Raw genomic sequence first — 22,213 nt, 5'->3', positions numbered from 1 at the left:
TGGAAAAAGAAGATACCATAAAAGGTTTTGAAAGTTGCTATTCGAAAAGATAATTGACTACTTCCTATATCAACAATAGATTTTGGGCCTTTTCGATCCCATAAAATGAATTAAAAGGAGATGGTTTGATGGATTTTGCTAAATTGTGCCCAAATTGAAAAGAGAATTAACAGCATTGTTACATTCGATTGGGAGAAACATAAAAACAAGGCTTAAAATGGAAGAGTATCTACAAAAATTTAATCTATTTACCAGTCAAGAAATCACCCATTTCTTAGCTCTTTGTGAATACAGAACGATAAAAAAGAATGATTTTTTCTTGCAACAAGACGAAATTTGCGACAATCTATCTTATGTGGTGTCGGGGATTTTTCGGTCTTTTTATTATTCGAATGCTGACGACCAAATTACCTATTGTTTTACTTTTCAAAATAGTTTATTAATGGCGTACTCGTCATTTATATCTGGAAACAAATCTCAGGAAAACTTGCAAGCTATTTCCGATTCTGAGATTATTTCGATCCCAAAAAAGAAGTTGGAAGAGTTAGCCAAGTCAAATACCAAATGGTTGGAATTTTTAAGAATCATTGCAGAAAAAGAGTATGTTGATCTTGAGAGTTGGATTTTCAACCATCAAAAAGATAAGGCACAGCAACGTTACTTAGATTTATTGAACAAGCAACCCAAATTTATACAAGAAATACCTTTGCAACACATTGCTTCCTATTTAGGAATTACGCAAAGACATCTAAGCCGCATTAGGGCCAATATCACTTATTAGACAAATGTCCTAGTCCTACTCTTTACGTCCTTCATAAATTTGCATATAATTTTAAAACAAAAAATATATGAAAACGATAATCTTAATTGGAGCAAACGGAAAAATGGGTCAAGCAGCATTAAGCGGCTTAGGAAAACATAAAGTAATCACTGCAGGACGTTCGGCTGCTGATTACGATTTTCAAGTAGACATCACAAGTGAGGAATCATTAAGAAAGTTATACAAAGATGTAGGCCATTTTGACGCCGTAGTAAATACTGTTGGAGTTTGTGAATATGCTAATTTCACTGAAATGACCGAAGAACAATGGATGACTACCATTATGAGCAAAATGATGGGGAAATTAATCTTGTACGTATTGGTCAAGAATACATTGCTGATAAAGGTTCGTTCACGTTAATTACAGGGATTTTAAATACAAAACCAATTCCGTTTGCAATTGCCGATGCAACTACAAGTGGCGCAATAGATACGTTTGTTAAATGTGTGGCTTTTGAAATGCCTCGCGGTATTCGTATCAACTCTATAAATCCAACGGTTTTAGAAGAAGCTTGGGATGTTTATGGTGAAATGATGCCTGGATTTGAACCTGTTCCTGGTAGATTAGTAGGGAAAGCTTTTGAGCGTTCAGTTGATGGTTTCATCACTGGTCAAGTACTTTTTGTTGATGCTTATTAATCAATATTGAAAATAGAAAAAGGCGTTTGATATTTTAATCAAACGCCTTTTTTTTGTTTATTTTAAATTTTAGGATCAATTCAACTGCTTGCGATACGCCACAGGAGTTTGTCCTGTTTTGCTTTTGAATAATCGGCTAAAGTATTGCGGATATTCGAAACCTAAATTAAATGCTATCTCCGAAACGGAATTATTCGTATTAATCAATAAATTTTTAGCCTTTTCGATCATATAAAAATGAATATGGTCTTGGGTATTTTTACCAGTTTCCTTTTTCAATAAATCACTCAAATAACTGTCCGAAAGATGCAATTTTTTAGCAAAATAATGCACCTTAGGCAAGCCATTCAAACGAATGTCTTCCGACTCAAAATAGCTCTTTAGTAAACCATTGAACTGACTAAGAACCGTTGTGTTTTGGGACTTTCGAGTCAAAAACTGCCTGTTGTAAAAACGTTTTATATAATTGAATAACAGTTCGATATTCGAAACCAAAACATCTTGACTAAACTCATCTAGGTTTGCGCTATACTCTTCTTGGATTTTTAGAACAATACCATTTAGCGTTTGCTTTTCTTTATCCGAAATATGAAGCGCTTCGTTGGTGTCATAGCCAAAAAAACCATAGTCTGTCAATTTTTCCATTAATCCAGAACCACGTATTATATCCGGATGAAAATAAAGTGACCAGCCTTCCATTTCGCCTTTCTCGGATGTATAATCGATCTCAATTACTTGATCTGGTCCTACTCCAAATAGTGCTCCTTCGGTAAAGTCAAAAAAGTCTCGACCGTACTTAAATGCGTTCGATGTTTTTGTCTTTAAAGTAATATTATAAAAAGGGACACTCACTTTTTTATGCACCACTTCATCAGTAAAAGCAACTTTGGACAAATCTAAAACAGTAATTAAAGGATGACATGGTTTTACATATTCAAAAACATCATGCAATTGACTAATCGTTTTAATCTTAAAAAATGTGCTTTTACTTTCTTCCTTTTTGTTTTCCATTTTTCCAATGTATAAAGTTACAGCCTTTGGGGCTATAAGGTATTTGCGTTAACAGCAATTAATGATTCTCGGTTTATAAACAAATATAGAAGAAAAGAACAAAATTGTAAAACTTGCTCTAAACTGCTATTTTCATATGTAGTTGTAAGCTGTTATTTTCAATTATAACAGAAAAGCTTAAACTAAAATCTAGATTTATCTTTTTATTTATTTAATATTTTTTTGTACCAATCTAGAATACCTTCTCCAATTTCGTGTGGATGCGATTCTTGTAGATAATGCTTTCCTTCACCTAAATCTACTGCAGTAATATTTTTCCAAGTTGCAGCTATATGCTCACCTAATTCTCGATTAATTATGAGACCTGGTTCTGCATAGAATAACAACTTAGGAACGTCAGAATTTTTGTGGTATTCATTGTATGAATTAATAATGTCTGTAGTGAATTTTGGAACACCATCAAACGAAATTTGACTAGGCCACATAAACAGTGGTTTACGGCTCTTTTCTTCCAAATAAGGCGCTCGATAATGGTCCATTTCTTCTTGAGTTAATTCTCTGCCCGCCATCATGGGTAGCATAGCTTCAATAAAGAAGTTGTTTTTAACGATCATATCATGTCCTTCTACAGGGTCACGAAATTTTTTGAATAGTGCTTCGGTCTCTTTAGTCGTGTTTTTCCAATAAGAAACTTGAACCATAGCTTCAAAAAACACAATTCCTTTTACATTTTCTCTATGCTGATTGGCATAATTGAAACCTAAACCAGAACCCCAATCTTGTATTACTAGAATGACGTTTTTTAGCCCTAACTTTTCAACAAATGCATCTAAATAAGCAATATGATCTTTTAATGTATAGTCTATATCTGGCTTGTCAGATTTACCCATTCCAATAAGATCTGGAACAACTACACGACCTAAGGCACTTACATACGGAATAATATTACGCCATAAATAACTTGATGTAGGATTACCGTGTATTAGTAAAAAAGTATGTTCTGAATTTTTATCTCCTTCATCTACATAATGCATTTTAGAATCTAATACTTCTTGAAATTTAGACTCAAAAGGAAACGCTGCTGATATCTGTTTTTTGTTTGTCATATTTTTTTACTTTTTTACTTTTTAAATTGAACTTTTGCGGTTTAAAACTCTTCCCACTTTTCTAATTTGCTTCAGTTTTTCCCGTTTTGTTTTATCCCATTTTTCTGTACCTGCACTATATCCATAAGCACATATTTTAGTTGCGTTTTCAAATAGAAATCCTTCCTGCTTTTTAGGGTATATATTTCCTATTTCTCTAAGTGTCCAACCTACTCCTTTCTCTACATAATAAGCTTTGTCAGAAATTAAAGGTACTACCAAATCTATAAGTACTTGAAAAGGTAAATAGTGTTTTCTATGTGCGCTATAATAAAGTAAACCTACTATGCTTTGTCTTCTATGCCATGGGTTTTTAGAAGTATTCCATTTTTTATACGTTGGCAAAATTAGTTCTGCATCATATTCTACTAATTGCGCGTATATTTTTGAAATACTATCACTTGTTTCCCAACGATTAATTTTGTCTTGCCATACTTTAATCGTCGACCAAGAAGCAAACATTTCTTCTTTGTTTCTAATATGCTCCTCCAAGAAATACAAACAAAACATTTCTGTTCTGTACTCTTGAGTATTTTTCCAAATAAAATCCCATATCTCTAGTTGTTCACTAAAAGTTAAAAGGCTAAAACTAAAGCCGGCATTAAAAGCTTTCCTTTGTAAAGGAACGGTTTCACCTGCTTTAGAAGTGATTGTTTCTATTTCTTGAAGATAGTTTTGCATATTATTATAAAATTCTTGTAGGAATGGCTTCTTTCGCTAATGTAGATTTACCGAAATCACCAACCGTTTGTGTTTTTATATTTTAAATTCACCAACAGCTTTTTCACAACCATTCCAATTGATAGCTACATTAGATTCATCAAAAAGTAGTTCTTCTGGTGCTAACAAATTAGGAAAACCACTTATCCCTTCAGTAGGCCCATAAAAATCACCAGATTTTGCCTCTTTATCCATAGCCGCTCTAATAATTCCAGCCGCACCATCTTCTGCAGACTGTGCTTGGCTCATAACTCCTCCGTTAACATCCATTCCACCTGTTTTAGATGAAGTTGATTGAAGGTTGGTTATTGCTACTCCAGGATGCGCTAATAATGAAATAATATTTTTAACGTTAGCTTCTGAAAGTTTCTTTTTTAAACCATAAGTAAAAGTGGCATTTGCCAATTTAGTTTGGTGATAACGCTCCCATCTAGCGCCTTGAAAATTTGCGGTTTCTTCAGGTGTGCCATTACCTCCTAAATTACTTCCATTTTTCTCAAAATAGGCAGATTCTAATGGTCCACCTAATCTAGATAACGACGTTTGGTTTATGACTCTAGCTTCACTACTGTTTTTAAGCAAAGGGTATAATTCTTTGGTTAAAAGAAAGTGTGATATGGCATTTGTTTGCATCTGAACATCATACCCATCTTTAGTCGCTTCATCTTTTACAGCCATAATACCTGCATTATTGACTAAAACATCAAGAACATTATATTCCGATTTAATTTTTTCTGCTGCTTGTTTCACACTTTCTAAATCTTGCAAATCGCAAGCTATAGCTTCAAATTTACCGTTTGGAACTGCTTCGGTTAACTGCTTATACGCATTTTCTGATCTTGCACTTGTACGATTAAGCAATAGGACTGTAGCCCCTTTTTTAGCAACTTCTCTTGCGAATACAAATCCGGTACCACTTGTTGTGCCTGTAATGGCAACCACCTTATTTGTCATATCTTGAGCATGTTTTTCAAGTACTTTATTAAGGTGTATTGTTTTATTTTGAGTCATAATTTTTTATTATTTTTAATTCTTATTATTAAGCTCCAAGTACATTAGCCACGTTGAGTCTTAAACTTTTAATACGCCATCCATTTTTTGTTCTAACATAGTCATTATCATAACTAGCAAGCATACAAATTACTTTTTCACCATCAATAGCTGGAGAAAAAAGTATCCATTTTGCAGTAGCTTTATCTTCATTAATTTCAATAATGGGGTTCGTAAAACTATGAATGAAAAATTTATTTTCTGCATCAAAAGATGTAAAGGATTCCATTATTTCTTTGTGTCCATTAGCTAGCACTCCAGCTTCTGGGGCTTCCCATAAAGCATCTTCCGTAAATATTTCAGCAAGCTTCTCAATATACATTTCCTTTCCATTCCAACCTTTATCTACATAATGACCGTAGGTAGCCTGTAGTGTTCTTATAGCTTCTAAATCTTCTAATTTTTGAATTCTTTGTTCTAATGTATTTTCCATTATTGTATTTTTTTATGAATTCCACAGGTACTAAACTCTTGTTTTGTACCCAAGGAAATACTAGTTCATTAACTTAGAGATTCTCTAATAGATTCTTCTCCGCTAAATAACTCAACTGTTTTGCCTTTTGTAGCGTTATTTTCTAGACAATACGCAATTACATTAGCGACATCTTCTCTAGGAATGACTAGCTCTTTAAAATTTTCAGATCTTGTAGTTCTAATTAAACCCGTTGCTTTTTCATTGATTAAACTACCAGGTTGTAAAATCGTATACGCTAAACCACTTTCTAATAAATAATAATCGGCAAAATACTTCGCTACTAAATATGGTTTTAAGTCAGATACAAACTCGTTAGGATCACCAGCACCCAGACCACTTACCATAATAAAATGCTGTATATCATTTTTTATAGCATAATCAACAGCCTTTTTGGCTGCCCATAGATCTATTAAAAGTGTTTTATCGTAACCTGTATTACCTCCAGAACCAGCACTAAATACTACTTTATCGCAATCTTTAAAAGCGTGTTCAAAATCGTTTTCAAGGTCTCCAACTACAATTTCTGCACCTAGTTTTTCAAGTTCTTGCCCCTTCTGTTCATTACGAACCAAGGCAACTACAGGATTTTCTTCTTTGAGCAATTTTTCAACAAGCATTTTGCCTATTTGCCCACTTGCTCCTATAACTAAGGTTTTTTTCATAATAGATTTTATATCATTAAAATTCCTGTACTGTTGGACGAATTACCAACTCATTAATATCTACATCATCAGGTTGCTCAATAGCATAAGCCACTGCTTTAGCAATAGAAATAGCAGGAATAGCATCTTTATATACTTGTTGTAAAAACTGAGAAGTAGCCTCGTCTGAGCTTCCTAGTTGCAATTCAGAATCTATTAGACCTGGTGTAAGTATAGTGGTTCTAATGTCCTTACCTACTTCTTTTCGTAAGCCTTCACTAATCGCTCTTACGGCAAATTTAGTCCCACTATATACGGCTCCACCTGGGCTCACATTTAATCCGGCTACGGAAGCAAGATTTATAAAATGACCTGATTTTTGTTTCTGAAATTCTGGTAATGCTGCAGCAATTCCGTATAATACTCCTTTGATATTTACGTCAATCATGCTATCCCATTCGTCTACTTTAAGTGCAGCTAATGGTGCTAATGGCATAATGCCCGCATTATTTATCATTACATCAATTTTACCAAAACTGTCAATTGCCTTTTTAACCAATGCCTTTACATCATTTGCTTTGGTAACGTCTGTTTTTAAAACTTCAATTGCTCCTCCACTTTTTCTGATATCCTTCGCTATCTTTTCTAATTTTTCAATTCTTCGAGCGCCTAAAACTATTTGGGCTCCTTTTTCAGCTAAATAACGTGCTGTAGCTTCTCCTAATCCACTACTTCCGCCTGTAATTACTACTACTTTACCTTCTATATTATTTTTCATTGTATTTGATTTTTAAAATTTTATTAATTAGTTCTTCCTACTATTAATTTTGAAAATGGTATTCCAGTAACTTTTACACTTCCAATTATGAAGACAATTGCTAATACTAAATCCATTCCCGTAGTGTATATCATTTCTTGTGGCACATCCCCAACCGTTGTGGCATAGGATACTAGAAATACGTTAAATAAGCGCACAAAACCATTCCAAAGGATTATGGGTGCTCTTGTGTTTACTTCTTGTATCGCCCAAATTAGTGATGCTCCCGCGAAGATTATAAAAGCACCTGCTACCGAATTGGTTATTAAGGCTTCGCCCGTTTTACTAGAGATTGCTTGTACAATCATCATAATACCTATTGGGAAGTTTAAGACACCTGCTATTAGAACTATTGTTTTAAATATTTTATTCATTTTGATTGATTTAATTTTTTGCTAATTTATTAACCTGTTCATTTTCTAAAAGTTTGTTGTCGGTTCCAAAAAGAACGCTATTAATCATAGCCAGACCAACGTTAACACTAGTGGTGTTATTTTTCTTTTTTTCTAAAAGTCCAAAAAACGGACGAGCGATAAAATAGAATGCATTTACCCAAGATGTTTTTGATTTTATGCCTTTCAAAGGAAGAATTACTTGAAGTCGAAACATATAAGCATCTTTAAAGCCCGTATTCAGAATCATATTCTCGGTTTTACCTTTTACACGGGCCCACATCAGTTTACCTTTTTCGGTACTATCGGTTCCTTCACCAGAAACATAATTGAATACCATTTGTGGATTATTAGCATAAAGCGTTTTAGCCAATGCTTGGGTAATTCCATAAGTAAATTGATAGTAATCTTCCTCTTTCTTTCCAATTGAGGAAACGCCCATGCAATGAAAACAAGCATCATATCCTTGCAATTGATCCTTAATAGCTTTGAAATCGAAGAAATTTTTATGAATAACTTCTTTCAATTTTGGATGCTGCATTTGCAAAGAGCTTCGGTTTATGACCAATACTTCTTGAACATTTGGAGATTCTAAACATTCTATTAAAACGCCTCGTCCCACCATACCCGTGGTTCCTGTTATAATTACTTTCATTTATTATTTTTATTTTTTTGAATTTCTAAAGAGACTTTAGCCCAAGCAATAACTTGGTTAGCATCTTCCAGAATTTCGATAGGAACTTCATAAAAAGAAGCGACCACACTGTTATTTTTAAAAAGTTTTAAAGCTTCAGAACCAGCTGCTAGATAGTCCGCTTTATTGTTTTCATCTACTTTGAAATAGAGTAGTTCTTTTGAAACAATTCCGAACATCAAGTCGTCTGCATACAGACCTATACAACCGAACATTCGTTTGTAATGAATCGTTTTCCAATTGGACAATTGATCCAAAATAAAGTCTAAATAATCAGTTGAAGCAGCCATTTAATTTAGTTTATATTTTTTAGAATTCTCCTCAATGAAAAAACAAAACTCTCTGGGCTATCTTCTTGTGTAAAATGTCCTGCTTCAGGAAGCAATTGTACTGGTGCTGTATGAAAAATAGAACGCCATTTATCTTGAATTTCTTTAGAAGCAACAACGTCATCTTTTAATCCGAAAATAAGTTCAACAGGCTTTTCTTGAAGTGTGCTTAATTTCCCTTCTAATTCTTCAAGCCAATCTGCTGCCAAGGTAATTTCTGCCGGAAAAACAGCGGTTCCTTTTCTAGACTCTTTGGTTGGAAAAGCCATTGAATATGCATCTGTAATGGCTTTGTTACTGCTTGATTTGGAATTAATCGAGCCTTGCATTAATGTAGTTGCAAAAAAGTTTTCGTCTATAATTTTTGCTTGCATTTCTGGCGTTCTCATGTACATGGAGAATTCGACCATTTTACCTTCCGCTTTCCAAGCCCAAGTATTGCTTATCACAACTCCCAACACTTTATCAGGATTACTAGTAGCAACAGATAAACCTGTTGGACCTCCCCAATCTTGAACAACAATAATAAACTTATCTAGTTTTAAATGTTCAAAAAGAAGAGCACTAATCCATTGTGCATGCTCTTGTGGCGTAAAACCATAATTTGCTGGTGTGTCCGAAAAACCAAAACCAGGTAAATCATAAGCGATTACTCTAGCTTCACCAGAAAGTTCTTTAATAATATTTCGATTCAAAAAAGACCAATCTGGGTTTCCGTGCGTCAATACAATCGGAATTCCTTCGCCTTCTTCAATATAATGCATAGAAACTCCGTCTCTTTCGAACCAATTACTTTGAAAAGGATATTCCGTTTTATCCACTATAAAAGGTCGCTGCTTTTTGTTGTTTCTATCTCTATTGAAAATTACCGGATCAGGTATTTGAGTGTTTATTTTGTTTTCCATGGTATTTTTATTTAATGTAAATGGTTATTTCTTTGCGGATTTTATAATTTAAATCTATAAACAAACGCTAACAATTTGTCTAGCACAAAGATAAGCAACACTATAGACTCAAAATTTATACTAATTCTTGAATGTTGTATACTTTTTAAGGAACGCAGTTGCAACGCTGCAATATAGATCGTATTTAATTCACTACGAGTTAGTTACTGTATAATAGTAATTCATCATTTACCGATAATAAAAAAGCTGAGACTATTTTTGTAATAATCTCAGTGCTCACGATGTAATTGAATTTTGAAAATCGAATTCGGAATTATACTTTAGGGATTGGGCTATTAAGTTGATTAGTTTTCAGTAAACAACATTTTTGCACTTCCTAACAGGTAATTTCTCCATCCGAAATTAGGATAGGCTTTATCCATTTTCTGAATGAATTCTTCTTCATTCTTAGCCGCAGAAAGTAGTCCTTTCATTTCTTTAAGATAGTTAATTTTAAGGGTCACATCTCCCGAAGTTTCCGGTGCACTGTGTGAAGAAAAATAGGTGGTATAGCCTTTTTCTTGAAAAGCAGTAAGCTCTTTAATTACCGTATCTATAAATTCAGTATTGAAAATCATAGTATGGTTGTCGTGCCCAACCATATGTAAGTGAACCGCCTTTATATCTGGCATTTCTACATCAAAACCAAAACCGGTAGGCGTAATAATAAAAGGAATCCCTGAAATCTCTTGAGCTCCCGCCTTTAATAAATCGGTTGGTACAATTGTAGTTTCGTCAAGATCTTGTCCTGAGACTTTTTTCAAGACAGATAGCGATTCATTTCCGGAATTCTTCATATAATCCAAAGATTCTTGATTAGAATAGATATGATTGAATTTTAGCTTGTCAGTATCAAAAAAGTGCTTTCCAATTAAATGATACGAAACCATTACATCAATATCTTTGTAACCCAAGCCAACAATATAATCCACTAGTTCCTTGTAATTATCTTTCATTGGAGGAGTCTCTATTAATACCCCTTTTCCCTTCTTTTCGATAAAAAAAGCGTGAGTATTAAAAAAGCCTTTCGTTTCATAAACGTGAACTTTCGTTTCTCCGTAATCAAAAATTTGCATAGTACCCTTTTTCAATTGCACTGCTTTTATATTTTCATTAAAAGTTCGCATACTTGGTTCTTGAGCTGAAACATTCTGAATTCCAAATGATACTATAAATCCGTAAACTATTGCTGTAATTATATTTTTCATCTTTAACTAAATTATATTTCTGTTACAAAATTCATGTATTGTTTTAAATCTCCATCTACAGTGTCTTCCAACAATTTTCCTGTTTTCATGGCGTACGGTTGATTAAAATGAATGTCCCAAACATCAGATTCTTTTCTCCAATGTTCATAAACGGCCAAAGTATCTTCGTGCCCGTCAACAGTGTATAAATCAAAAAGAATGTTTCCTTTCTCTTCTTTTCGAGTGTTGGTAACATGATCTTCAAATTGGGCTAGAATTTGCTTTCTATAAGTTGGATCGAACTTAAAGATGAAGAAAATGATGAACAGTTCGTCATCTGCATTTGCAGATTTAGAACGATCTGGTAACGGGTTTGTATCTCCTAAAAAATAAAAATCGGGTGCCGTTGCCAAGGCTGTTTGGCCTATTTGCATTAACTTTTGCGTATGAGGCTCTTTATCGTGAGATTCGATGGCTGCTTTGTCTGCCCAACGTTCGTACACAAAAAACACATTGGAATCAGCTTTCGATACAAAAACTTTAATTTCGTGATTTCCAGCTTCTTTTTGTGTTGCCGCTTGCGCTTCTTTTAAAGTTGCTGCAAAACTAGTTGCGTGTTCTGGTTTTGCGGTGAATTTTACTATGGTGCTTTTCATGATGTTTTTTTTTTTGATTTAAAAATTACTTATAAGATGGTGATTACTTCTTCCTCTGAAAATCTAGATTTTGGAAGGCTTGCATTAAAATCAGTATCTTTTCTATATCCCAAAGACACTACAGCTAAAGCAGTATATCCTTTTTCACGTAAACCAAACTCTTCGTCTAAAGCTTTTACATCTACACCTTCCATTGGGCAAGCGTCAATTCCTAATGCAGCAACACCTAACAAAAGTGACCCCATATTTAAATAAACTTGTTTTTCCATCCAATGTGGTAAATCTTTAAGGTCGTATTTATGAATATCTGCAAACAACATACGCCCACCGTGCATTTGGTCTTTAAATTGTTGAGCCGCAAAACGACCGTCTTTATCTTCTTGCTCTAAAATGCTATTCATATAGGCATCATCGGCATTTGTTCGCGCTGCAATAACAATTACATGAGAGGCATCTAAAACCTTTGGTGTATTAAAATGAAAGAAACCTTGTGTTCCTTTTGCAATACGTTCTTTTCCTGCAGCAGTGTCTGCAATTAAAAAATGCCAAGGTTGTAAGTTTACACTTGAAGGGCTCAAACGCAATACATCTTTTACTTGTTGGAAATCTGCCTCTGAGATCTTTTTAGTTGCATCAAATTCTTTTACAGAGTAACGGTTGTTTAAAATTGTAGTTAAGTTCATGTTTTTATATTTAGTGGATTATTTATACTATCATTTTTATAGTGGCAAAAGTATATATAGTTTATATACTGTGCAATAACGGTCAAGAAGTATAGTATGAAATAAATTTGTAACTAAATGTAAATCAATTATTTGTAAAATAAAAATAAACTATAAAAAATATAGTTGCACACTAATAAATAGCGTTATATCTTTGCACATTATAACATATATAAATAAGCAGTTATGGACAGGAAAGAACTTTTCGAAAAAAAGCCAAAAATAAAGATCAACGACAAAATATCGTGGTGTCCTACTAGTGCCGCAATGGAATTAATAGGTGGGAAATGGAAAAGTGTAATCCTTACTCATTTAATTAGTGGCACGAAACGCTACAACGAATTACGCAAAGAAATTCCAGGAATCACGGAGCGAACCTTGAGTTTGCAACTCAAACAATTGGAAGAAGACGGTTTAGTAGTTAGAAAAGTATTCACCAAAAAACCACCTTTGCGAGTAGAATATACCTTAACCGAATTTGGTTTAACGTTATGTCCAATTTTAAATTCAATTGTGGAATGGGGACTTATGGCTGCAGAAACCAGAGGGGAGTTTATTTTTGAAGAATAACGATCTAGGAAGCGTTTAAATAAGCGCTTGCCTAACTATTCTAAACAAAAAAGAATATATTTAGGGTTGCATACGATTTTATACCACCTAAAAAGATTTGTTGCTAACTATGAAAAACGACCTAATCCAACATCTGAGTAATTACATCAAGTTATCTGATGAAGACGCAGCATTGATAATTAATCATACCGAAGTGCAGCACTATAAAGCTTCGGATTTTTTTATTGAAAGTGGTGATAAATGCGACCAAATGGCATTTTTAATAAGTGGCGTTTTTCGTTTTTGTTTTATGGATTATAAAGGAAATGAAATAACCTCGTATTTTATGAAAGAGCACGATTTTGTTAGTAATATCACCAGCTTTTTTGAATTTTCTGTAAGTTCGGGTTCGATACAAGCAGAAACAAATTGCGAGGTTATTCAGTTTTCCAGAGCCTCTTGGGATTTATTTTGTGCGGAAATACCAGAATGGGAGAATTCTTTTCAAAAAATAGTGAATGAAACATTAGTAAATAAAATCAATTTTCAACGAGGCTTACTTAATCTTGATGCCAAGGATTCTTACTTAAAATTTTTAAAAACCTATCCGTCTATCTTACAAAGAGTACCTTTAAATCATGTGGCTTCCTTTTTAGGAATAACACCCTTCTCTTTGAGTAGAATTCGAAAATCAATTTCCATCATTTAGTATTAATTGCCAAATGACAAGTCCGTTAACTTAAAAAAACGGTTCCTTTGCGAATATAAATTAATACAAAAATATATGGAAGCTTTAGAACAACAGCGAATTTATAGAGTCAAAGCAATGATGCACCGTTTCTTTTCATTGTATGAAAGCAAGAATACCGATTTTTCTTTGGTAAGTGAATTACTTTATAAAGATGGTTTTGAATGGTTGAGTCCGAGTGGAAACCTAGAAGGCGTGGCAGCATTTGAAAACAGCTTTAACGAATTGAATAAAGATTGGGGACATTCGCACCGACCATTTGAAATGACAGTTACCCTCATTGATGATACAACAGCCTCATTAAGTTTTAACTACATCTATCAGCATGTGCAAGACGGTAAAATCGTTTTACACGCAAAAGGTCATTATGAAATTACTTGTATTGACAATGGCGAAGCGTTTCCACGTATTCAAAAATGCAATCTTAGCTTACTAAAAATGATTGAAGTTGGTGGCTTTATTGATATGTTCGAAATGAACAAAACTTTATATTTAGACTATCAACTGAAAGCTGAACAGATCATAAAAGCATAGTTCCTTAAAAGTTTGCCTTGGTAATTTAATTAACGGGCGAATTTTTGAATAGAAAAAAACACAAGCGCTACAGCGAAGTATATAAAGAAATTCTGGGAATCCTAGGATTTTTTTTAGTTTACAATTCAAACCACTGAATAATCACGTACAATGCCACAACAAAAATAAAGCTATCCTTATCCTTACTAAGCCACAATAGGTTTAATTTTCCCTATTATTCGACTTTATTTGTTTCGTTTTTTTTGTATTTCCAATGATTCTCTTGCCCATCTAATAAACGCCTCAGAATCTTCTAATATAATAGCTGGAATACTGTAAAATGAAAGCACGGTTGCATTACTTTTAAAAGGTTTCAATGGAACTGAACCTGATTCAATAAATTTAGCCTTATTGGTATCATCTACTTTCAGATAAACCATATCGTTTGCAATAATTCCAAAAGCTAAATCATCCTGATACAATGCAACACAACCAAACATTTTATTGATATGCACATTACTCCAACCCGATAATTGGTCCAGAACAAATTGTGTAAAATCCTTTGAAACAGCCATTTTTATTTGTTTTTCGAATACAGTTTTGACGCTATAAAAGCTCCAATAATCATCTCAGCCCAAGCGATGGGAAATAAAATTGCAGCCGTACTCCACACCCCCAAACCTGTATTGACACTGGCAATCCAGAAAATACCAATGGTTGCAAAAGCAGTAGTTGTACCTGAAATAATAATTGATTTTAAGTTATTCCCAAAAGCAACGGAACAAAGCCAAAATATAAATACTAAAACTGCAGACAATAAAGTATCCCAAATTCCCCAAATCAAGGCATTACTCACTTCCATTGCGCCAATTGGTATTCTGCCTGCAAAGAATTTTTCCATCAAGGGGAAGGCAACAAACATAGCTCTTGCTACTTCTGCAATATGTATCCAAATGCTGGTTATTAGAGTAATAATAACAAATTGTTTCAAATTAAAAACCTTATTTTCCATGGTGATGCTGTATTTACATAGCACACAAAGTTAGATAAAATGAAGGAAAATAAACGTTGCTATTTGCTAAGAAATGGATTGCATCGTTTGAAGTAACGCGCTTGGTGTCGTTTTGTGAATTTTTACCTCTAAGCAATCATTAAAACGTTTGAATGCTGCTATCTCTTTTGAAAAGGCAACTTTAAACGCATCATTAAAAGAAAAATTTTCTTCAAAAAACAAATGATGTATATGAAGCGTTGCACTCTTTTTATCGGCCTTGCAATCCATTCTGGCCACTAATTTACCGTCCCATAATACGGGTAATGAAAAATAGCCGTATTTACGTTTCGCTTCGGGAGTATAACATTCAATTTTGTATTCAAAATCAAATAAGTGCTGCATCCGCTTACGCTGAATCAGTAAATTATCAAAAGGAGATAGAATTTTCAGCTGACTTTTGATAGGGGTATTTACCAAATTCAAAGTATCAGGAAAGGCGTAATATAGTTGTCCGTTTACACTTAGTTGCACTAATTCATTGTTTGAATGCATCTCCTTTAATTCGGAAGCGACAACTGTTTTGGTGTTTTTAAGTAAATAGGCCATTTCACTCGCTTGACCAATACCATTGGCTCTTAGATAGCTTGTAATTAAAAAACGGATATGTTGTTGCTGACTAGGGCAAGTAGTATCAATGTTGTTGGGTAGGACGCGTTCCGTTAGGTCATACACTTTATGAAAATTCTTCCGACTCGAAATCATCAAATCTCCTTGCATAAACAAATTCTCTAAAGCTTGTTTTGCGGGTTTGCTTTGCCATTCTCCCAGTTTAGCCCCGTGTTCAAAGTCTTTTGCCATCAAAGGTCCTTCGTTTTCTATGCGTTTTAGTATAGAATCCATTAGTTTGACATCTTTCTGAAACCAATGACTTTGTTCGTTTTTTAAAATAGCCTCTTTACGGGGAAGCGAATACTTATAATCGCTCATGGGCAGATACGCTGCAGCATGCGACCAATATTCGAATATTTGTTTAGATTCAATTAAGGTATCAATATGAGATAGTTCGTATTCAGGATTTCTATTCCACAACGTATGATGATGGGCACGCTGAATCGCAGAAATAGTATCTATTTGCACATAACCAAGATGTTCAATACTGGCCAGCGTAGTATCTATCGCAGTTCCATTTACTGTATTTGGCAAAACACGTTGAGAAAGCAACACTATCTTTTGTGCTTCTGATAGGGAAAGTATTTCTTTCATCTAAGATTGTACTTTGTTTGTATTTTTTAAATCCGGTAAGATATAGAAAAACATTTAAGTTTTGGCACTTAAAAGCACACAACAGAATGCAAAGCAAATCTACCTAGTTTGTCATTCTGCAAGAATCTCACACACGCATGTACAGTGAGCATCTGCAATCAGGGTTATTGCGAGGAATGCGGCAATCACTTACAGTGCGTCAATTTTTATTGAGCTATAAATTGGACTTTAAAACTTTTATTAATACTGCTTGGTTTGGTTGGCTTTTTTAACCATATAAGCCATTTAAGTTTTTACCTTCTTTGAGACTTTTAAACATATAAGAAATTAAATAACATATAAGTTTTGGCGCTTAAAAGCACCCTACGGTACGCAAAGCAAATCTACCTAGTTTGTCATTCTGAAAGAATCTCACACACGCATGCACAACGAGCATAAGCAATTTAGGTCATTGCGAGGAACGCGGCAATCACGTACGCTGCATTACTTTTTATTGATTTACAAATTTGGTTTTGAACAATTGTTATTAGTATTTAATGTAGTCTAGTAACGGATTTAGTTTGCGGGCACAGAATGTAATTCTGCGCTAACAAATTGTTGAAACTGCTATCATATCTATGCAGTCGGGGCCAGAAAAAACCTGAAAGAATTTTCCAAATACACGAGAACCCTGGAATTATATATACATGGTGTTGGCCGCAGTTTCTATTTTTCTAATTATTATTTCTATTAGGCCTTTCTTTCAAATATACTTTTGTTTATGATTTTATTTTTTTAGAATTAAAAAAAATAATCCTTTCATAAAAAATGAAAGGATTATGATCGTAATTGTTTCATTATAATAATCTACTTCTTTTAATTTAAATAGACTATTTCGTGTAGGCCATCTGTATGATACGTTTTTGTTTCACCATTTCTTGTTACAATTAACTCTTCTTTTGCAGTATATCTATAAGCATCTTCACCTTTAGCGATTTCAGATTTCTCTATCATTACAATCTTTTCTAGTTTAACATTTGCAATAAAGCTAAAATCCCCTTTAGATCCTTTTAATGTAAAGTCTTTAGCAAAGGTATATCCCATAGTTTCTTCGGTCATAGTCGCATTAATAACACCCTCAGTTTTGCTTATATGGTTTGGGCCATCAAATGCATCTGTAGGTGACATTATTAAACTCTTTTCATCCGTAACTAAGGCCACAGAATTAGCAATTTCACCATCTAAACCTATCATCATTGAATAATCAATTGAGATGGCTGGCGTATGAATTTTTCCCCAATACCAATTCTTAAACGCACCTGCTAAACTTTTCTCACCCCAGTTATGGTCATGATAGCCAATACCCTTAACTTTAATAGCGTCTCCTCCTTTGTATAATTCTCCTTCTATTGGTCCGGAAGGAACAGCTACTGTCCATCCCATTGGAACCGGATATCCTTCTGTTGTAAATGGGTGATTCTTTTTCTTTAATTTTAATTTAGCACCATACCCATCAATCATAGTATAAAGCTCATAATAATCGCCACAATCTTTACAATACTCTTCACCAAGGGTAACATCACACTTTTCATAACTAGTGGATACATCCTCCTCTTGGTATAATTTTATTTTGCTGATTTCTGGTTGCCCGTGCGGATATATATTTAATCTAACAGACGGTTGTCTTGGGTTTAATCGAGTATCGTTAAGAGAATACATGACTACAAAATGATCTCCATTGTCAAAATGTGCATCAAAGTACCACCAATCAAAAGATTCTTCTCTGTTTGTTACTGGAAAAGCAATATGTGTTGCGTCTGCTTTTGTGTAATTAATTTCTTTTTTTTCCATAATATCTAGCTTTTAAATGGTTGTTATAGTTTTATCTTGTTTAAGATATTAATTTTTAGATTTATTGTGTTAAGTTATTGAATAGAAGTAAAAGTCCTATGGTTTTTATACACGGTTTGCAGTCTATTATTTTCCAACAGGATTCCCAAAATACATTAATTCCCAAACTGCTTTATTACTGGTGTACTTCTCTATTAAATTACCTGATTTGAAAACTCTTATTTCTGCTTTTCCAGTAAACCTAAAGTATGCAGGATCGATACTTGTAAGCATTTTTGCAAGTCTATATTTAAGCCCATGACCAACTGATGCCGCAATTAAATCTACTTCAACAATAGTGTTTTTTCTATAAAGTGAATATTCATATCTATATTCACTTTGAGGGTCCTCATAAATAAAAATTAAATCGTCACTTACATCTTTTTTTAATGTTGAATGCTCCTTACCATACGTTCTATATAGGGTTACTAATTCACCATCATCAACAACTGTTTCGCCATCCTTAGAAATATTAAAAGTAATTATATTGTCATTATTAAATTCTTTTTCAGATATCATTTCTGAAGCAATTACGGTATAAGGGCCAACTTCAGCTCTGGACCAATACCAATGGTTGAAAATTTCCATCATAGAGACATTTCCCCAATTATGGTCGTGGTAGGCAGAACCAGCTGTTTTTGTTGTTACACCTTTGTAATTGTATTCCATTTCCATTTCACCTTGAGGTACAGGCACTACCCAATTGAATTCTTTGCTTTCGTCGGCACCAAATACCATATGTCCTGTTTTTGGTCTCCAGCTTTGCGTAGTTCTTTTTATAACGGCTGTTAAGTTTATATCTTCATTTTCTATATGAATTTTATATTCCTTTAAGTTTCCTACTACATAATTATTACCCATCTTAACATTGCACGAATCTTTTGAAGCAAAGAAATCTTCGGGGTCACAGTAAAATTTTTCTGATATTTTACTGCCGTCAGCTTTATCTATACTAACTGTTAAGTATGGATTAAAAGGTTTTTTTATGTCGGTCATAAACTTGGTGTAAAACGTTATGACAACAGTACTGCCATCTTGTAAATGAGCATCAAAATACCACCATTCGTAGCTTCCTTTATCGCCAGAAGTTCTCATTCCGTCTTCCCATTTTTCAGGAATATTACCTTTTATTAAGTTTCGTTTATTATAGTCGTCACTAATTTTTGCTAATTTTTGACTGAATAAAATAGTAGAAAAAAAAAGTATTATAAGTGTAAGGCTAATTTTGATTTTCATATCCATTTGAATCAAGTTGTAATTTATAGTTCTTGTATACCACAAAAATAAATATTACTGATTCGAGTTTTATGAAACTAATTTCATGTTTTAACTAGTACGTTTTATTTTACTTAGCCATTGGGGCGTAACCCCCATAAATTCCGCTATATATTTAGATGGAACATTTTTAGTAATTGGATTGTGTTTTTCTAGAAGGTAGCTGTATAATTTATCTTTTGGTAGACCTATTAGTTTGGACTTTATTTGATTTATAAAAATGAGAGCTTCTATAATATGCGTATTGCAAAATTTATCAAAAGCGTTATGTTTTGAACTCAATCTTTCTATTGTATTTCTATGAAATGCAATTACTTGAGAGTTTTTGAATGCTTTTATTTGCGTATCAGAAGGCTCTTTTAAAAAATAACTTTCTGGTTGAGTAATAAAAGGATGATAATTGTCAATATGGAACGACGTTGTTCTAAAATTTGATTCATTATCATCAAAGTACTGACATACAAATCCACCTTTGATTACTATGTAGATATATTTACTATATTCTCCAACATTTAGAAGATTTTCATTTTTTTTGATTTCAATTTGCTTACCGTTCAAATTGATCTCTTGAATTAAATCTTCTGATAGACCGTATTGAATAGCATGGTTTATAAGGTTTTTCATTTTTCTTTCATTTTCATTTACTTTTTTTATTTCATCATTGCTAATTTCAATCTCCGAAAGAATATTAAGTTGTTTTTGGAATCAAATTTGATAAAATATTGGACTATTACAAAGAAAAGTTATATTTTATTGCAATTTTCCTATATATAGCAATTTTCTCTATTAAAACTTTGAAAAGAGGAAACCACGATGAAACCTAGCTTACTAATCTTACAAAAAAGAAGGCTCTTCGTCCTCTTGAATTACCTAAACTTGTTTATTGATATCCCATATTAGCGAAAGTAGAGCGGGTAATTTATTGCAGCGAATCAAGTAACGCGCTTGGTGTCATTTTGTGAATTTTTACCTCTGAGCAATCATTAAAACTTTTGAATGCTGCTATCTCTTTTGAAAAGGCAACTTTAAACGCATCATTAAAAGAAAAATTTTCTTCAAAAAACAAATGATGTATATGAAGCGTTGCACTCTTTTTATCGGCCTTACAATCCATTCTGGCCACTAATTTACCTTCCCAAAGAATGGGTAATGAAAAATAGCCGTATTTACGTTTCGATTCGGGAGTGTAACATTCAATTTTGTATTCAAAATCAAATAAGTGCTGCATGCGTTTACGCTGAATCAATAAATTATCAAAAGGAGAAAGAATTTTCAGTTTACTATTAATAGGCTTGTTTACCAAATGCAAAGTATCAGGGAAGGCGTAATATGTTTGTCCGTTTACACTTAGTTGCACTAATTCATTGTTTGAATGCATCTCCTTTAGTTCGAAAGCGATAACTGTTTTGGTGTTTTTAAGTAAATAGGCGATTTCACTCGCTTGACCAATCCCATTGGACCTTAAATAGCTACTAATTAAAAACCGGATATGTTGTTGCTGACTAGGACAAGTAGTATCAATGTTGTTGGGTAGGACGCGTTCCGTTAGGTCATACACTTTATGAAAATTCTTCCGACTCGAAATCATCAAATCGCCTTGCATAAACAAATTCTCTAGAGCTTGTTTTGCGGGTTTGCTTTGCCATTCTCCCAGTTTAGCCTTGTGTTCAAAGTCTTTTGCCATTAAAAGTCCTTCGTTTTCTATGCGCTTTAGTATAGCATCCATTAGTTTGACATCTTTCTGAAACCAGTGGCTTTGTTCGTTTTTTAGAATAGCCTCTTTACGGGGAAGCGAATACTTATAATCGCGCATGGGCAGATATGCTGCAGCATGCGACCAATATTCGAATAGTTGTTTAGATTCAATTAAGGTATCAATATGAGATAGTTCGTATTCAGGATTTCTATTCCATAACGTATGATGATGAGCACGCTGAATCGCAGATATGGTATCTATTTGCACATAACCAAGATGTTCAATACTGGCCAGCGTAGTATCTATCGCAGTTCCGTTTACTGTATTTGGCAAAACACGTTGAAAAAGCAACACTATCTTTTGTGCTTCTGATAGGGAAAGTATTTCTTTCATAGTAGAATTTTACTTTGTTGTATTTTTTAAATCCTGTAAGATATAGAAAAACATTTTAGTTTTAGTACTTAAAAGCAGCCAAGGGAACGCAAAGCTAATCTACCCAGTTTGTCATTCTGCAAGAATCTCACACATGCATTCACAACGAGCATCCGCAATCAGCGTCATTGCGAGGAACGTGGCAATCACGTACAGTATGTTACTTTTTATTGAGGTGTAGATTTGATTTTAAGGGAATAATATTAGTGCTTACTCTAGGTTGGCTTTTTTAACCATATAAGCCATTTAAGTTTTTACCTTCTTTGAGACTTTTAAACCATTTAAGAAATATAAGAACATATAAGTTGTGGCGCTTTAAAGCACCCAACGAAGCGCAAAGCAAACCTACCTAGTTTGTCATTCTGAAAGAATCTCACACACACATACACAACGAGCATCCGCAATCAAGGTCATTGCGAGGAACGCGGCAATCACGTACAGTACATCACTTTTTATTGAGTTGCAAATTTGATTTTAAACGATTATTATTAGTGATTTTTGTTGTCTAGCAATGGATTTAGCTACTGCAATTGTCAATAGGAATCGGCGAAAAGTCGGAGACGTTTGCGCAGCGTTCACGATGAAATTGCCGTTTGAAAATTGAATTAGGAATTATACTTTGCGGAGCGGGG

General features: G+C 33.7%; 27 protein-coding genes. 6 read left to right on the top strand and 21 right to left on the bottom strand.

Annotated features, from left to right (window positions below; all coding sequences use genetic code 11):
• Window positions 1–217 precede the first annotated feature (217 nt).
• The 3 genes from ACVEGE_RS18045 (at window position 218) to ACVEGE_RS18035 (ending at window position 1,459) form a co-directional block, all read left to right on the top strand.
• Entirely contained in the window at window positions 218–781 is a 564-nt protein-coding gene (locus ACVEGE_RS18045; protein WP_192501304.1) for a Crp/Fnr family transcriptional regulator, read from the top strand.
• A 67-nt stretch (window positions 782–848) separates the two neighbouring features.
• A complete protein-coding gene (locus ACVEGE_RS18040) occupies window positions 849–1,181 on the top strand; it encodes a KR domain-containing protein (RefSeq protein WP_225738146.1) in 333 nt (110 codons plus the stop codon).
• Window positions 1,088–1,459: a Rossmann-fold NAD(P)-binding domain-containing protein gene (locus tag ACVEGE_RS18035; RefSeq protein WP_225738145.1), complete on the top strand. Its 372-nt coding sequence runs from the start codon at window positions 1,088–1,090 to the stop codon at window positions 1,457–1,459. The genes ACVEGE_RS18040 and ACVEGE_RS18035 overlap by 94 nt, the downstream gene beginning before the upstream one ends.
• 75 nt (window positions 1,460–1,534) lie before the next feature.
• Here the strand turns inward: ACVEGE_RS18035 and ACVEGE_RS18030 are convergent, their stop codons facing one another.
• The 14 genes from ACVEGE_RS18030 to nfsB all read right to left on the bottom strand — a co-directional run bounded on the left by ACVEGE_RS18030 (window position 1,535) and on the right by nfsB (window position 12,203).
• Window positions 1,535–2,470, bottom strand: coding sequence for a helix-turn-helix domain-containing protein (locus ACVEGE_RS18030; protein ID WP_192501303.1), 936 nt, complete (start codon window positions 2,468–2,470; stop codon window positions 1,535–1,537).
• Window positions 2,471–2,673: 203 nt separating this feature from the next.
• The gene (locus ACVEGE_RS18025) at window positions 2,674–3,576 is read right to left on the bottom strand and encodes a haloalkane dehalogenase (RefSeq protein ID WP_192501302.1); all 903 of its coding nucleotides are present in this window, start codon (window positions 3,574–3,576) and stop codon (window positions 2,674–2,676) included.
• A gap of 21 nt (window positions 3,577–3,597) precedes the next feature.
• Entirely contained in the window at window positions 3,598–4,296 is a 699-nt protein-coding gene (locus ACVEGE_RS18020; RefSeq protein WP_173857025.1) for a DNA alkylation repair protein, read from the bottom strand.
• 75 nt (window positions 4,297–4,371) lie between these two features.
• Complete coding sequence (locus tag ACVEGE_RS18015; protein ID WP_225738144.1) at window positions 4,372–5,346, bottom strand: SDR family NAD(P)-dependent oxidoreductase; 975 nt, start codon at window positions 5,344–5,346, stop codon at window positions 4,372–4,374.
• A 28-nt stretch (window positions 5,347–5,374) separates the two neighbouring features.
• On the bottom strand, window positions 5,375–5,818 hold the full coding sequence (locus tag ACVEGE_RS18010) for a nuclear transport factor 2 family protein (protein WP_173854024.1): 444 nt from the start codon (window positions 5,816–5,818) through the stop codon (window positions 5,375–5,377).
• A gap of 68 nt (window positions 5,819–5,886) precedes the next feature.
• Complete coding sequence (locus tag ACVEGE_RS18005) at window positions 5,887–6,522, bottom strand: SDR family oxidoreductase (protein ID WP_173854025.1); 636 nt, start codon at window positions 6,520–6,522, stop codon at window positions 5,887–5,889.
• 16 nt (window positions 6,523–6,538) lie between these two features.
• On the bottom strand, window positions 6,539–7,279 hold the full coding sequence (locus tag ACVEGE_RS18000; protein WP_192501301.1) for an SDR family oxidoreductase: 741 nt from the start codon (window positions 7,277–7,279) through the stop codon (window positions 6,539–6,541).
• Window positions 7,280–7,302: 23 nt separating this feature from the next.
• On the bottom strand, window positions 7,303–7,692 hold the full coding sequence (locus ACVEGE_RS17995) for a hypothetical protein (protein ID WP_192501300.1): 390 nt from the start codon (window positions 7,690–7,692) through the stop codon (window positions 7,303–7,305).
• Window positions 7,693–7,702: 10 nt separating this feature from the next.
• The gene (locus ACVEGE_RS17990; RefSeq protein WP_192501299.1) at window positions 7,703–8,365 is read right to left on the bottom strand and encodes an NAD-dependent epimerase/dehydratase family protein; all 663 of its coding nucleotides are present in this window, start codon (window positions 8,363–8,365) and stop codon (window positions 7,703–7,705) included.
• A complete protein-coding gene (locus tag ACVEGE_RS17985) occupies window positions 8,362–8,694 on the bottom strand; it encodes a TfoX/Sxy family protein (RefSeq protein WP_192501298.1) in 333 nt (110 codons plus the stop codon). Before ACVEGE_RS17985 ends, ACVEGE_RS17990 begins: the two co-directional genes overlap by 4 nt.
• A gap of 5 nt (window positions 8,695–8,699) precedes the next feature.
• Window positions 8,700–9,638, bottom strand: a complete 939-nt coding sequence (locus tag ACVEGE_RS17980; protein WP_173857021.1) for an alpha/beta fold hydrolase — start codon at window positions 9,636–9,638, stop codon at window positions 8,700–8,702.
• A 344-nt stretch (window positions 9,639–9,982) separates the two neighbouring features.
• Window positions 9,983–10,885: a hypothetical protein gene (locus tag ACVEGE_RS17975; RefSeq protein WP_192501297.1), complete on the bottom strand. Its 903-nt coding sequence runs from the start codon at window positions 10,883–10,885 to the stop codon at window positions 9,983–9,985.
• 11 nt (window positions 10,886–10,896) lie between these two features.
• On the bottom strand, window positions 10,897–11,520 hold the full coding sequence (locus ACVEGE_RS17970) for a putative quinol monooxygenase (protein WP_192501296.1): 624 nt from the start codon (window positions 11,518–11,520) through the stop codon (window positions 10,897–10,899).
• A 29-nt stretch (window positions 11,521–11,549) separates the two neighbouring features.
• Entirely contained in the window at window positions 11,550–12,203 is a 654-nt protein-coding gene (nfsB, locus tag ACVEGE_RS17965) for an oxygen-insensitive NAD(P)H nitroreductase (protein WP_108739732.1), read from the bottom strand.
• Between the two features lie 225 nt (window positions 12,204–12,428).
• Here nfsB and ACVEGE_RS17960 point away from each other — a divergent pair, with 225 nt between their 5' ends.
• The 3 genes from ACVEGE_RS17960 (at window position 12,429) to ACVEGE_RS17950 (ending at window position 14,073) form a co-directional block, all read left to right on the top strand.
• Window positions 12,429–12,812, top strand: a complete 384-nt coding sequence (locus ACVEGE_RS17960) for a winged helix-turn-helix transcriptional regulator (protein ID WP_305038491.1) — start codon at window positions 12,429–12,431, stop codon at window positions 12,810–12,812.
• Window positions 12,813–12,921: 109 nt separating this feature from the next.
• Window positions 12,922–13,500, top strand: a complete 579-nt coding sequence (locus ACVEGE_RS17955) for a Crp/Fnr family transcriptional regulator (RefSeq protein ID WP_192501295.1) — start codon at window positions 12,922–12,924, stop codon at window positions 13,498–13,500.
• A gap of 75 nt (window positions 13,501–13,575) precedes the next feature.
• Window positions 13,576–14,073 carry a nuclear transport factor 2 family protein gene (locus ACVEGE_RS17950; protein WP_192501294.1) on the top strand — a complete coding sequence of 166 codons (498 nt, stop codon included), beginning with the start codon at window positions 13,576–13,578 and terminating at the stop codon, window positions 14,071–14,073.
• 224 nt (window positions 14,074–14,297) lie between these two features.
• On the opposite strand, the gene ACVEGE_RS17945 is transcribed toward ACVEGE_RS17950, so the two are convergent.
• The 7 genes from ACVEGE_RS17945 to ACVEGE_RS17915 all read right to left on the bottom strand — a co-directional run bounded on the left by ACVEGE_RS17945 (window position 14,298) and on the right by ACVEGE_RS17915 (window position 21,542).
• On the bottom strand, window positions 14,298–14,627 hold the full coding sequence (locus ACVEGE_RS17945) for a TfoX/Sxy family protein (protein WP_192501293.1): 330 nt from the start codon (window positions 14,625–14,627) through the stop codon (window positions 14,298–14,300).
• A 2-nt stretch (window positions 14,628–14,629) separates the two neighbouring features.
• Entirely contained in the window at window positions 14,630–15,064 is a 435-nt protein-coding gene (locus ACVEGE_RS17940; protein ID WP_192501292.1) for a hypothetical protein, read from the bottom strand.
• 66 nt (window positions 15,065–15,130) lie between these two features.
• Window positions 15,131–16,309 carry a winged helix-turn-helix domain-containing protein gene (locus tag ACVEGE_RS17935; protein WP_192501291.1) on the bottom strand — a complete coding sequence of 393 codons (1,179 nt, stop codon included), beginning with the start codon at window positions 16,307–16,309 and terminating at the stop codon, window positions 15,131–15,133.
• An 855-nt stretch (window positions 16,310–17,164) separates the two neighbouring features.
• Window positions 17,165–18,139: a hypothetical protein gene (locus ACVEGE_RS17930; protein WP_173857013.1), complete on the bottom strand. Its 975-nt coding sequence runs from the start codon at window positions 18,137–18,139 to the stop codon at window positions 17,165–17,167.
• 126 nt (window positions 18,140–18,265) lie between these two features.
• A complete protein-coding gene (locus ACVEGE_RS17925) occupies window positions 18,266–19,414 on the bottom strand; it encodes a hypothetical protein (RefSeq protein ID WP_254596870.1) in 1,149 nt (382 codons plus the stop codon).
• A 90-nt stretch (window positions 19,415–19,504) separates the two neighbouring features.
• On the bottom strand, window positions 19,505–20,077 hold the full coding sequence (locus ACVEGE_RS17920) for a Crp/Fnr family transcriptional regulator (protein WP_173857012.1): 573 nt from the start codon (window positions 20,075–20,077) through the stop codon (window positions 19,505–19,507).
• A gap of 295 nt (window positions 20,078–20,372) precedes the next feature.
• The gene (locus ACVEGE_RS17915) at window positions 20,373–21,542 is read right to left on the bottom strand and encodes a winged helix-turn-helix domain-containing protein (RefSeq protein WP_192501290.1); all 1,170 of its coding nucleotides are present in this window, start codon (window positions 21,540–21,542) and stop codon (window positions 20,373–20,375) included.
• Window positions 21,543–22,213: the final 671 nt, after the last annotated feature.

The sequence above is a fragment of the Flavobacterium sp. PL002 genome, assembly GCF_054165825.1.
This window is presented reverse-complemented; position numbering and strand designations above follow the sequence as displayed.